The 13542-nt window shown below is 61.0% G+C and carries 10 protein-coding genes; all 10 read left to right on the top strand.

Annotated elements, in window-relative coordinates:
- Positions 1 to 14 precede the first annotated feature (14 nt).
- Entirely contained in the window at positions 15 to 1496 is a 1482-nt protein-coding gene (gene alg8, locus EJ576_RS11560) for a mannuronan synthase (protein WP_161634133.1), read from the top strand.
- Between the two features lie 36 nt (positions 1497 to 1532).
- A complete protein-coding gene (locus EJ576_RS11570; RefSeq protein ID WP_122723856.1) occupies positions 1533 to 2699 on the top strand; it encodes an alginate biosynthesis protein Alg44 in 1167 nt (388 codons plus the stop codon).
- A gap of 17 nt (positions 2700 to 2716) precedes the next feature.
- The gene (algK, locus tag EJ576_RS11575) at positions 2717 to 4216 is read left to right on the top strand and encodes an alginate biosynthesis TPR repeat lipoprotein AlgK (protein WP_256656600.1); all 1500 of its coding nucleotides are present in this window, start codon (positions 2717 to 2719) and stop codon (positions 4214 to 4216) included.
- Entirely contained in the window at positions 4213 to 5700 is a 1488-nt protein-coding gene (locus EJ576_RS11580; RefSeq protein ID WP_126570400.1) for an alginate export family protein, read from the top strand. The genes algK and EJ576_RS11580 overlap by 4 nt, the downstream gene beginning before the upstream one ends.
- Positions 5700 to 7274 (top strand): mannuronan 5-epimerase AlgG, encoded by a 1575-nt coding sequence (gene algG / locus EJ576_RS11585; protein ID WP_028618925.1) that lies wholly within the window; start codon positions 5700 to 5702, stop codon positions 7272 to 7274. Before EJ576_RS11580 ends, algG begins: the two co-directional genes overlap by 1 nt.
- Before the next feature lie 11 nt (positions 7275 to 7285).
- On the top strand, positions 7286 to 8731 hold the full coding sequence (locus EJ576_RS11590) for an alginate O-acetyltransferase (RefSeq protein WP_122724565.1): 1446 nt from the start codon (positions 7286 to 7288) through the stop codon (positions 8729 to 8731).
- Between the two features lie 24 nt (positions 8732 to 8755).
- Entirely contained in the window at positions 8756 to 9865 is a 1110-nt protein-coding gene (locus tag EJ576_RS11595; RefSeq protein WP_126570401.1) for a mannuronate-specific alginate lyase, read from the top strand.
- A gap of 217 nt (positions 9866 to 10082) precedes the next feature.
- Positions 10083 to 11624: an MBOAT family protein gene (locus EJ576_RS11600; RefSeq protein ID WP_126570402.1), complete on the top strand. Its 1542-nt coding sequence runs from the start codon at positions 10083 to 10085 to the stop codon at positions 11622 to 11624.
- An 11-nt stretch (positions 11625 to 11635) separates the two neighbouring features.
- Positions 11636 to 12808, top strand: a complete 1173-nt coding sequence (locus tag EJ576_RS11605) for an alginate O-acetyltransferase (protein WP_028618921.1) — start codon at positions 11636 to 11638, stop codon at positions 12806 to 12808.
- Positions 12809 to 12824: 16 nt separating this feature from the next.
- The gene (locus EJ576_RS11610) at positions 12825 to 13481 is read left to right on the top strand and encodes an alginate O-acetyltransferase AlgF (protein ID WP_016978194.1); all 657 of its coding nucleotides are present in this window, start codon (positions 12825 to 12827) and stop codon (positions 13479 to 13481) included.
- The last annotated feature ends 61 nt before the right edge of the window (positions 13482 to 13542 follow it).

A 13542-nucleotide genomic window follows, 5' to 3' on the forward strand; every position in this document is an offset into this window, starting at 1 on the left:
TTCGGATGACGCTTATGTCCAAGTTAAAACATGTACTGATGCAATCCGCCGGCTGGCTGTTCTTTCTCAGCCTGCTGATGGGACTCGCGCTGCTGCTGCCGGCGAGTACGTTCGACTCGGAGTCGAAGAATTTTATTTTCCTGATTGGCGCCGTCGGTATCTGGCGCTACTCGATGGGTGCTACGCATTTCTTTCGCGGCATGCTGTTCCTGTACGTCGTCTACCCGCACCTGCGCCGCAAAGTGCGCAAGCTGGGCAAGGCGGCCGACCCGTCCCATGTGTTCCTGATGGTCACCAGTTTCCGTATCGACGCGCTGACCACCGCGCAGGTCTACAGCTCGGTGATCCGTGAAGCCATCGAATGCGGCTTCCCTACCACCGTGGTCTGCTCGCTGGTGGAAATGTCCGATGAGCTGCTGGTGAAAAGCCTGTGGGAACGCATGAACCCGCCGGAACACGTGAAGCTCGACTTCGTGCGTATCGCCGGTACCGGCAAACGTGATGGCCTGGCCTTCGGTTTCCGCGCCATCTCCCGCCACCTGCCGGATGACCGAGCGGTAGTTGCGGTGATCGATGGTGACACCGTGCTCGCCGAGGGCGTAGTCCGCAAGACCGTGCCGTGGTTCCAGCTGTTCGGCAATGTCGGCGGCCTGACCACCAACGAATTCTGCGAAGTGCGCGGCGGCTATATCATGAGCGAGTGGCACAAACTGCGCTTCGCCCAACGCCACATCAACATGTGCTCCATGGCCCTGTCCAAGCGCGTACTGACCATGACCGGTCGTATGTCGGTGTTCCGCGCCAGCGTGGTCACCGACCCCGGCTTTATCGCCGACGTGGAAAGCGACTCGCTGCAACACTGGCGCCTGGGCCGCTTCAAGTTCCTCACCGGCGATGACAAGTCCAGCTGGTTCAGCCTGATGCGCCTGGGCTACGACACCTTCTACGTGCCGGACGCCGCGATCAATACCGTGGAACACCCGCCAGAAAAGAGCTTCATCAAGGCCAGCCGCAAACTGATGTTCCGCTGGTACGGCAACAACCTGCGCCAGAACTCCCGCGCCCTGGGCCTGGGTGTGCGACGCCTCGGCCTGTTCACCAGCATCGTGCTGTTCGACCAGCGTGTGTCGATGTGGACCTCCCTGCTCGGCCTGACCGTGGCGATCATCGCCACCTTCAAGTACGGCGGCGCGTTCATCCTCGCTTACCTGCTGTGGATCGGCATCACCCGCCTGATTCTCACCCTGTTGCTGTCGTGCTCCGGCCACAAGATCGGCCCGGCCTACCCGGTGATTCTCTATTACAACCAGATCATGGGCGCGCTGGTGAAGATCTACGTGTTCTTCCGCCTTGATCAACAGTCCTGGACCCGCCAGGACACCAAACTGACCCGCGATTTGGCCAGCTTTCAACGTTGGTTCAACACCTGGTCGTCTCGGACCATGACCTTCTCCGCCGGCAGCATTTTCGTCGCCGTGTTGCTGATGATGGTCTGACCCTGCCAAGCCTGAATTAACTAGGAACTACACACCATGAATAGCCAAGCAAACGTCAACGTTGTCCACGAATCCGAAGCCCAGCGCCAACATGCCCGCGTGAAAATCCCGGCCAAGCTGCGCTTTTTCAACACTGACCGTACGCCGACCGAAGCCCGGGTGATCGACCTGTCCGCCGGCGGCCTGGCCTTCACCTCGACCCAGCCGTTGACCGTCGGCGAAGTGCACAAGGGCCGCCTGCAATTTGTGATCGATAACCTGGGCCTGGCGATGGACGTGGAGCTGCAAATCCGCTCCTTCGACCGCCAGACCGGCCGCACCGGTTGCCAGTTCCAGAACCTTGAACCCCAGGATATTTCCACCCTGCGCCACCTGATCACCTCGCACTTGTCCGGCGACATCGTGACCATGGGCGACGTGCTGGCGACCCTGCAACGCGACAACTTCACCAAGGCGCGCAAGGTCAAGGACGGCGGCAGCAACATGAGCGCCGCCGGCCGTCTACGCGCCGTGGTGTTCAGCGCGGGCATCTTCATCGTCGGCTTGGCCGCCTTCGGTTTCATCTTCAAATCGGTGTACGGCATGTATTTCGTCAGCCATGCCCAGGCCGGCTTGGTCAGCGTACCTGGCATGAACGTGACCATGCCGCGCGACGGCACCGTGCAAAGCCTGCTCAAAGGTGATGCGATCGCCGCCAAAGGCGCGCCGCTCGCCACCTTCAGCACCAGCATGCTCGATGTGCTCAAGGGCCATCTGGACGAAGACCAACTGCAACCGGCCAAGGTCGAAGAGCTGTTCGGCAAGCAAATGACCGGCACCCTGACCTCGCCGTGCGATTGCGTGGTGGCCCAGCAAATGGTCGCCGACGGTCAGTACGCCAACAAAGGCGACGTGATCTTCCAACTGGTGCCACGCGGCAGCCTGGCCAATGTGGAAGCGCGCTTCACCTATCGCCAGTTCGCCGATGTTCGCCCAGGCACGCCGGTGAGCTTCCAGGTGGCCGACGAAGAACAGATTCGCACCGGCACCATCGTCAGCAGCACCAGCCTGAACAGCGCTGACCTGTCCTCCGACATCCGCGTGCAGATCAAGCCTGACGCACCGCTGGACAGCACCTATGCCGGCCGCCCGGTAGAAGTGACCAGCGACCGTGGTCCCTCGCTGAACTGGCTGATCGATAAAGCCATGGCTCACGGTCTGTAAGCGAGGACATGCCTGTGATGACTCTTCCGAATACGCCGTTGACCTTTGTGGGAGCCGGGCTTGCCCGCGATGGCGGTGGTGAATCCAACACCGCCATCGCAGGCAAGCCAGCTCCCACACAGAGCAGATCTCATTCAGCCGCTGTGTATTGTGCGCTCGCGCTCGCCGTCAGCCTGGCCGGTTGCGCTGGCCTGCCCGACCAACGCCTGGCTAACGAAGCTTTGAAACGTGGCGACACCGTCACCGCGCAGCAGAATTACCAGCAACTGGCAGACCTGGGTTACAGCGAGGCCCAGGTGGGCCTGGCCGATATCCAGGTAGGCACCCGCGATCCGGCGCAAATCAAACAGGCCGAAGCCACGTACCGCGCAGCGGCGGACACTTCGCCCCGCGCCCAGGCCCGCCTCGGTCGCCTGCTGGTGGCCAAGCCTGGCAGCACCGAAGCCGAACACCACGAAGCCGAAGGCCTGCTGAAAAAAGCCTTTGCCAATGGTGAAGGCAACACCCTGATTCCACTGGCGATGCTGTACCTGCAATACCCGCACAGCTTCCCGAACGTGAATGCGCAGCAGCAGATCAGCAAATGGCAGGCCGCGGGTTACCCGGAAGCCGGCCTGGCCCAGGTGCTGCTGTATCGCACCCAGGACACCTACGACCAGCATCTGGATGATGTGGAGCGCATCTGTAAAGCCGCGCTGAACACCACCGATATCTGCTACGTCGAGCTGGCCACGGTCTACCAGAAAAAAGCCGAACCAGAGAAACAGGCCGAGCTGCTCAAGCAGATGGAAGCCGGCTACAGCCGTGGCACCGTTACCGCACAACGTGTTGATAGCGTGGCACGCGTGCTGGGCGACGCTTCGCTGGGCAAGACGGATGAAAAAACCGCCCAGGCCCTGCTGGAAAAAATCGCCCCTGGCTACCCGGCTTCGTGGGTCAGCCTGGCGCAACTGCTCTACGACTTCCCCGAACTGGGCGACGTCGACCAGATGATGAAGTACCTGGACAACGGCCGCGCCGCCGACCAACCGCGCGCCGAGCTGTTGCTGGGCAAGCTCTACTACGAAGGCAAATGGGTGCCGGCCGACGCCAAGGCCGCTGAAGCCCACTTCGAAAAAGCCGTGGGCAAGGAAGTGGCCGCCGATTACTACCTCGGCCAGATCTACCGCCGTGGCTACCTGGGCAAGGTCTATCCGCAAAAAGCCCTGGACCACTTGCTGACCGCTGCACGCAACGGCCAGAACAGCGCGGATTTCGCCATCGCCCAGTTGTTTTCCCAAGGCAAGGGCACCAAGCCCGACCCGTTGAATGCCTATGTCTTCAGCCAATTGGCTAAAGCCCAGGACACGCCAGAGGCCAATGACTTGGCCACGCAGCTCGAAACCCCGCTCACTCCGGAGCAACGCGCCCAAGGCCAACGCCTGGTGCAACAGGAACTCGCCGCACGCGGCACCCTGGCCCAGAGCACGCTGCAACTGCACACCCTGGAAGAAGAAGACGGCGAGGAAGCCCTATGAAGCTCAATCCATTCATCAAGGCCGGCATCGGCCTGACCTTCGCCCTGCTGTGGTCGTGCCCGACCCTGGCCGCGCTGACCGAAGCCAAGAACTTCGGCCTGGAAGTCAAAGCCACCGCGCAGTCCGAAGACGACCGCGACCTCGGCACGCAGAAAGGCGGCGACGTCAACGGTGTCGGCCTCGACCTGCGCCCTTGGATCTACGGCGAAAGCGGTGCGTGGAGCGCCTACGCCATGGGCCAGGCCGTGGTCTCCAGCGACATCATCGAGACCGACCCGCTGCAACAGTCGGCCGATGACGAAAACCAGCAGACCACCAACAACGACCGCAAGACCAAGAAAAACTACTTGGCCATGCGCGAGTTCTGGGTCGGCTACAGCGGCTTCACGCCCTACCCTGGCGAGATCCTCAAGCTGGGCCGCCAACGCCTGCGCAACGACGACGGCCAATGGCGCGACACCAACATCGAAGCGCTGAACTGGACTTTCGACACCACCCTGCTCAAGGCCAATGTCGGCGTTGCCGAACGTTTCAGCGAGTACCGCACCGACCTCAAGGAGCTGTCGCCCAAGGACAAGGACCGCCAGCACCTCTACGCCGACGCCGCCTACCAGTGGACGCCCGGCCAGTGGATCGGCCTGCGCGGTCACCACACCCATGACAACGGCAAGCTCGACTACCCGGAACCCGGCGTACCGACCGACTCGTTGGACAAGCGTGAAAATGGCGACCTGAGCTGGCTCGGCATCGAAGCCAACAGTGACGCCTACAACTGGCGCAACACCAACACGGTCAACTACTGGGCCAGCGTCACCGGCATGCGCGGTGACCGTGATTCGGTCAACGCGTTGAACGCCGACGGCACTCGCCCGACCAACGCCAAGCGCAGCGACGATGTCAGCGGCTGGGCCACCGACCTCGGCGTGCGTCTGCGCCTTGATCCCCAGTGGCAAGTCGGTGCGGCCTATTCCCGCGCCAGCGCCGAGTACGAACAGAACGGCCTGCAAAGCAACCGTTCGAACTGGACCGGCACCCAATCCCGCGTGCATCGCTTCGGCGAAGCCTTCCGTGGCGAAATGAACAACATGCAGTCCATGAGCCTGTTCGGTTCCTGGCAGCTGCGTGAGGACTACGACGCCAGCCTGGTGTACCACAAGTTCTGGCGTGTCGACGGCAACAAGCCAGTCGGCAGCAACGGCATCGACGCGGTGCAGAACAATACCGACGACGTGACCGGCGCGATCCTGTCCAGCACTTCCCTGCCGCTTGAAGACGGCAAGAAAGACCTGGGCCAGGAAATGGACCTGGTCGTCACCAAATACTTCAAGACCGGCCTGCTCCCGGCCGCCCTCAGCCAGTCCATTGACGAACCGTCGGCCCTGGTGCGCTTTCGTGCTGGTGTATTCAAGCCGGGCGATGCCTATGGCAGCAACGTCGACTCGTACATGCACCGCGCGTTCGTCGACGTGATCTGGAAATTCTGATGGGAGCCTGCGCTATGAAACCTCATAAGTTGCTGGTCGCGGCGATGCTGATGGCTAACGCCACCGCCTTCGCCGACACCGCGCAGCCGGTCAAGGCGCCAACCATCGCCAAAGAGCTGCAACAGGCCAAGACCTACACCATCTCCAGCCCGCCGACCGCGCCGCTGGAAATGGCCAAGCCGGCCCTGCCGGATCTGTCGGGCTACACCGATGCGGCAATGGAAAAAAAGATCGTCAGAAGCAAGCCGGGCAAGATCAGCATCCGCCGCATGATGCAGGAAGACGCCCTCAAGGACTTCATCGGCGGTGATAACAAGATGGCCGAGTGGGTAGTGCGCCAGCACGGCATTCCCCAGGCGATCTTTGTCGACGACGGCTACATGAACCTCAAGGACCTGCTGGGCAAGGTGCCCAAGCAGTACCTGAGCGAGACCTCGCCGGGCGTGTTCGTGGCCAAACTGCCGATCGTGGTGGGCCGCAAGGGCATCCTGGAAATCGACAAGAAGACCCAGGAGTTGCGCCTGTCCCAGGAAGCCGGTTCGTTCCTGATCAACGACGGCCAACTGTTTGTGCGTGACACCAAAGTCACCGGCTGGAGCGAAAAGGCCAACGGCCCGGCGCTGTTCAAGTCGCCCAAGGAGTTTCGCCCGTTCCTGCTGGCCTGGGGCGGTACCGAGACGTACATCTCCAACACCAAGATGGCCAGTTTCGGCTACGCCAACAGTAAGTCGTACGGGGTGAGTATTTCCCAGTACACGCCGAACATGGCCAAGGTGCTCAAGCGTGCGGAGCCGACCGGCTGGATCATCGACTCCGAGTTCTCGGACATGTGGTACGGCTTCTACTGCTACGAGACCACGGGCTTCGTGATCAAGGGCAATACCTACAAAGACAACATCGTCTACGGCATTGACCCCCATGACCGTTCCCACGGCCTGATCATCGCGGACAACACCGTCTACGGCACCAAGAAGAAGCACGGCATCATCATTTCCCGGGAAGTGAACGACAGCTTCATCTTCAACAACCGCAGCTACGACAACAAGCTCTCGGGTCTGGTACTCGACCGTAACAGCGTCAACAACATCGTGGCCGACAATGAGTTTTACCGTAACCACACCGACGGCATCACCCTCTATGAGAGCGGTGACAACCTGCTGTGGGGTAACAAGGTGATCGCCAACCGTCGTCACGGCATCCGGGTGCGTAACAGCGTGAATATCAAGCTGTACGAAAACACCTCGATGGCCAACGGCCTCACCGGGCTTTACGGCCACATCAAGGATTTGACCGACACCGACCGTGACATCGCCCTCGACCCGTTCGACGCCAAGGTCTCGCTGATCGTGGTCGGCGGTGAATTGGCGGGTAACGGCAGCGGGCCGCTGTCCATCGACTCGCCATTGAGCGTTGAGCTGTACCGCGTGTCGATGCTGGCGCCGACCAAGTCCAGCGGTATCAGCTTCAACGGCGTGCTGGGCGATCGCCAGGAAGAGATTCTCGACCTGCTGGTGCGCCAGCAGAAAGCCGTGCTGATCGACCCTGTCGAACGCCAGACCGAATTGCAGGACTGAGGATGACCCTTATGCACCCACACATGATCAAACTGCTGAGCCTCTCGGGTCTGACCCTCGGCCTGCTCGCGGCCAGCCAGGGCGTACGCGCCGACGAAATCAAGGCGCCGACCTTTACCGCCGAGCCGTGCTGCAGCCTGTGCCCGGCCGCTCACGACGCGAAGAACTACACCACGCGCTACCAGCAGAACTTCACCACCCTGGTGCAAGCCCAGGGCGACTGGCTGTTCCGTACCCAAGAAGACTTACGCACCGAATTCGACACCACCCCGTCCGGCTACAAACGCATGCAACAGCTGCACGATGCGTTCAAGGCCAAGGGCGTGGAACTGGTGGTGGTCTACCAGCCGACTCGCGGCCTGGTGAACCGCAACAAGCTCAATCCGGAAGAAAAAGCCAAGTTCGATTTCGACAAGGCACTGGGCAACTACAAGACCATGCTCGGCCGTTTCGCCAAGATGGGCTACGTGGTGCCGGACCTGTCGCCGTTGACCAATGAGCAACTGCCGGATGAGCTGCCGGCCCACGATTTCTACTTCCGCGGCGACCAGCACTGGACGCCATATGGCGCCCAGCGCACCGCGAAAATCGTCGGCGCCAAAGTGCGTGCAATGCCTGAATTTGCCGGCATCCCACAGCGTGAATTCGAAACCAAACGCTCCGGGCGCATGGGCAAGACCGGCACCCTGCACAACATGGCCGGGCAACTGTGCGGCACCAGCTACGCGATCCAGTACATGGACCAGTTCACCACCGAGCCCAAAGGCGAGGCTGGCGACGGCGACCTGTTCGGCGATTCGGGCAACCCGCAGATCACCCTGGTCGGTACCAGCCACAGCGGCAAGAACTACAACTTCGCCGGGTTCCTGGAACAGGAAATCGGCGCCGACATCCTCAACGTCGCCTTCCCTGGCGGTGGCCTCGAAGGCTCGATGATCCAGTACCTGGGCAGCGACGAATTCCAGAAGACCCCGCCGAAAATCCTCATCTGGGAATTCTCGCCGCTGTATCGCCTGGATCAGGAGACCATCTACCGCCAGATGATGTCGCTGCTGGACAACGGCTGCGAAGGCAAGACCGCGCAGATGACAGCCAGCACCACCTTGAAACCCGGCAAGAACGAATTGATGGTGAACAGTTCGAACAAAGACCTGCGTAATGCCAATCACCAGGTTGATATCCGCTTCGCCGACCCGTCGGTGAAAACCCTGCAAGCCACCCTCTGGTACATGAACGGTCGCCACGAGGACATCAAGATCGAGAAACCCGAAACATCCGATACAGACGGGCGTTTCGCCTTTGAACTGCGCACTGATGAAGACTGGGCCTCGCAGAACTTGCTGGCCGTGGAAGTGCAGGGTCCGGAAGCGGGCGCTGCCGCGCAGAAAGTCGAAGCGAAAATTTGCACACGCAACGTATTCCCTAGCGGCGGTCAGAAGACTGCTTCGCTGCCGTGAAGTAAGTGCGCAATGAGGTTACCTATGCAGAAGTTATTGATTCCAACGCTGCTGGGCCTGGCGATGTTCGCCGGTTCAGTCAACGCCGCCGCGCCACTGCGTCCACCCCAGGGCTATTTCGCCCCGGTGGAAGCGTTCAAGACCGGCGACTTCAAGAATGACTGCGACGCCATGCCGGCGCCGTACACCGGCTCGCTGCAGTTTCGCAGCAAGTACGAAGGTTCGGACAAGGCCCGTTCCACGCTGAATGTGCAATCCGAAAAAGCCTTCCGCGACAGCACCGCCGACATCACCAAGCTGGAAAAAGACACCAGCAAGCGCGTGATGCAGTTCATGCGCGACGGTCGCCCGGAGCAGCTGGAATGCACGCTCAACTGGCTAACCAGTTGGGCCAAGGCGGATGCGTTGATGTCCAAGGACTTCAACCATACCGGCAAATCCATGCGCAAATGGGCGCTGGGCAGCATGGCTTCGGCCTATGTGCGCCTGAAGTTCTCCGAGTCGCACCCGCTGGCCAACCACCAGCAGGAAGCGCAACTGATCGAAGCCTGGTTCAACAAACTGGCCGATCAGGTGGTGAGCGACTGGGACAATCTGCCGCTGGAAAAAACCAACAACCACTCCTATTGGGCCGCCTGGTCGGTGATGGCAACGTCCGTCGCCGTCAACCGCCGCGACCTGTTTGATTGGGCGGTGAAGGAATACAAGGTCGGCGCGAATCAGGTCGATGACCAAGGCTTCCTGCCGAACGAGTTGAAGCGTCAGCAACGCGCGTTGTCGTATCACAACTACGCCCTGCCGCCGCTGTCGATGATCGCCAGTTTTGCCCTGGTCAACGGTGTCGACCTGCGCCAGGAAAACAACGGCGCGCTCAAACGCCTGGGCGACAAGGTGCTGGCCGGGGTGAAAGACCCGGAGATCTTCGAGCAGAAGAACGGCAAAGAGCAGGACATGAAGGACTTGAAACAGGACATGAAATTCGCCTGGCTCGAACCTTTCTGCACCCTCTACACCTGCGCGCCGGATGTGATCGAGCGCAAGCACGGGATGCAGCCGTTCAAGACCTTCCGCCTCGGGGGTGACCTGACCAAGGTCTACGACCCGACGCATGAAAAAGGCAACAAAGGTTCCTGACCCAACACGGTAAAAAATGTGGGAGGGGGCTTGCCCCCGATGGAGATGTAACAGTCGCCCTCTGTGTTGAATGACACACCGCTATCGGGGGCAAGCCCCCTCCCACATTTCAAGCCGGTTTAGTCAGTAAGAATGTTGTACCGCTCTCCCGCGAAATCGTGGGGGGGTTTGGGGGGGCTCAGGCCCTTGACTGTTGGTTAAACATGGAGAGATCGGGATGGTTTTCTCGTCCAATGTGTTCCTGTTTCTGTTCTTGCCGATCTTTCTCGGCTTGTACTACTTGAGCGGGCAACGCTATCGCAACTTGCTGCTGCTGTTGGCCAGCTACGTGTTCTACGCCTGGTGGCGAGTGGACTTCCTGGCGCTGTTCGCCGCCGTGACGCTGTGGAATTACTGGATCGGCCTCAAGGTCGGTGCAGCTGGCGTGCGCACCAAGCCGGCCCAGCGCTGGCTGCTGCTCGGCGTGGTGGTTGACCTGTGCATCCTCGGCTACTTCAAGTACGCCAACTTCGGCGTCGACAGCATCAACGTCATGATGAAGTCGGCCGGCCTGGAGCCATTCATCCTCACCCACGTGCTGCTGCCGATCGGGATCTCGTTCTACATCTTCGAGTCCATCAGCTACATCATCGACGTGTACCGTGGTGATACCCCGGCGACCCGCAACCTGATCGACTTTGCGGCGTTCGTGGCGATCTTCCCGCACCTGATCGCCGGCCCGGTGTTGCGCTTTCGTGACCTGGCTGACCAGTTCAACAACCGCACCCACACCCTCGACAAGTTCTCCGAGGGCTGCACGCGGTTCATGCAGGGTTTCATCAAGAAGGTCTTCATTGCCGACACCCTCGCGGTGGTGGCCGACCATTGCTTTGCCCTGCAAAACCCGACCACGGGCGACGCCTGGCTCGGCGCCCTGGCCTACACCGCGCAGCTGTACTTCGACTTCTCCGGCTACAGCGACATGGCCATCGGTTTGGGCTTGATGATGGGCTTCCGCTTCATGGAGAACTTCAAGCAGCCGTACATCAGCCAGTCGATCACCGAGTTCTGGCGGCGCTGGCACATCAGCCTGTCCACCTGGCTGCGTGACTACCTGTACATCACCCTGGGCGGCAACCGTAAAGGCACGCTGACCACCTACCGCAACCTGTTCCTGACCATGCTGCTCGGTGGCCTGTGGCACGGTGCGAACATCACCTACATCGTCTGGGGTGCGTGGCACGGCATGTGGCTGGCGATTGAAAAAGCCATCGGCCTCAACACTTCGCCGCGCAGCTTCAACCCGGTGCGTTGGGCCTTCACCTTCCTGCTGGTGGTGATGGGCTGGGTAATCTTCCGCGCCGAAAATCTTCACGTTGCCGGCCGTATGTACGGTGCGATGTTCAGCTTTGGCGAGTGGTCGCTGTCGGAACTCAACCGCGCCAACCTCACCGGCCTGCAAGTGGCAACCCTGGTGGTGGCGTACGCAACCCTGGCGTTCTTTGGCCTGCGCGACTTCTACACCAACCGTCCTGCCGAGAAGACCGAGAGAACCAAGCCGGCCGATCCGAGCCTGATCAAGGCCGTACCGGGCGACAACCCAGGCAGCATCCACGAGCCCGGCTTCACCGTGGGCCAGAATGCCGCCGTGCAACCGGCCTACTGGACCGCTGACTGGCCACGCTACGCCATGCGCGCTGCGGTGCTGCTGCTGTTCGTGGCGTCGATTCTCAAACTGTCGGCGCAGAGTTTCTCGCCGTTCCTTTACTTCCAATTCTGAGGGAGCCGACCATGACCCGTTCATTACGCGTCCTCTATATCGGCCTGTTCCTGGTGCTGCTGCTGGCCCTGGGTGCCTGGTCGCTGCGCAGTTTCTTCGGCTTCAGCACCAACGCCGACGCCACTGTGCTCAACGGTCGCTGGACCAAAGCCGTCGAGACCCACTACGACGACGAGTTCCCGATCAAGCGCATCGGCACCAACCTATGGGCGGCGCTGGACTACAAGCTGTTCAATGAAGGCCGCCCTGGCGTGGTGCTGGGCCGCGATCACTGGTTGTACAGCGATGAGGAGTTCAACCCCGCCGTCAACGAAGACCAGAACCTGCAAGGCAACTACGCGCTGGTCGAAGGCGTGCGCCAGAAGCTCAAAGCCCAAGGCATTCAGCTGGTGATGGCGATCGTGCCAGCCAAGGTGCGCCTCTACCCGGAACACCTGGGTGAAGTGAAACCGGCGAGCATCCACGCCAACCTGTACGACGACTTCCACGCCCGCGTCGCCGCCGACAAGATCATCGCCCCGGACCTGCTCGGCCCGCTGCAACAGGCCAAGCTCGGCGGCAAGCAAGTGTTCCTGCGTACCGACACCCACTGGACTCCGGACGGCGCTGAAATAGCCGCCAAACAGTTGGCCAAGACCATCGCCGACAAGACCCCGCTGAGCGGCGAGCCACAGCGCTTTGTCACCGAGGCGGAAAAAACCGAGCCGCACAAAGGCGACCTGCGTCTGTTCCTGCCGCTGGACCCGCTGTTCGAAAACCTGATGCCGCCTAAAGAGCCGCTGGAAAAACGCGTCACGCACCTGGCCGAAACCAAAGGCGACGACGCCCTGTTCAGCGACAGCGAGACCCCAGTGGCCCTGGTAGGCACCAGCTACAGCGCAAACCCCAACTGGAACTTCGTCGGCGCCCTCAAGCAAGCCTTGGGCAGCGACGTGGTCAGCTACGCCGAAGACGGCCACGGCCCGATCCTGCCGATGCTCAGTTACCTGAAAAGCGATGACTTCAAGAACAGCCCGCCCCAGGTGCTGATCTGGGAGTTTCCTGAACGTTATCTGCCCGTGAACAACGAAATCGGTGATGCCGACCCCGCGTGGGTTGCGCAGCTTAAACAAGCCGGTTCGCGCCAACAGAACATGGCAATCAACACCACAAAATCCGAGACGCCCGACCGGGCGCAAAACTGAAAGAGAGGTAACTCACATGACTTTCACTACAACTCCTCGTCGTCTCGCTAAAACCCTGGCCATTGCAGCCGGTTTGAGCTTCGTATCGATGTCCGCGTTCGCCGGCGGCGACGCCGCCCTCTACGGCCCGACCGCGCCAAAAGGCTCGAGCTTCGTGCGGATCTACAACGCCAGCAACCAGGAAGTCAGCGCCACTGTTGGCGCCACCAACCTGAGCGATGTTGCGCCACTGGCCAGCAGCGACTTCAGCTTCATGCCTGGCGGTGACTACAGCGCCAAGGTCGGCAGCCAGACCGTGCCGGTCAAACTCGCCGCCGACCACTACTACACCCTGGTCAACAGCGGCAGCGGCCAGCCCCAGCTGATCGAAGAACCGCCGTTCAAGAACAAGCAGAAATCCTTGGTGCGCGTGCAGAACCTCAGCGACAAGGCCCTGACCTTGAAGACGGCTGACGGCAAGACTGATGTGGTCAAGTCGGTGGCGGCCAAAGGTCGTGGCGAACGTGAAATCAACCCGGTGAAGGTGAGCCTGGCGTTGTATGACGGTGACAAGAAGGTCGGCGATGTGAAGCCGGTTGCCTTGGAACGTGGTGAAGCAGCCGTGCTGTACGTCACCGGTTCCGGTTCGAGCCTGTCGCCAGTGTGGGTGAAACGCCCTGTGTCGACCCGCTAATTAGATTTTCGACCTGGCTCCGCTCCCCTGTGGGAGCTGGCTTGCCTGCGATGGCATCACC

Origin of the sequence: Pseudomonas sp. C 49-2 (genome assembly GCF_003970195.1) — a bacterium.
GTDB lineage: Bacteria > Pseudomonadota > Gammaproteobacteria > Pseudomonadales > Pseudomonadaceae > Aquipseudomonas > Aquipseudomonas canadensis.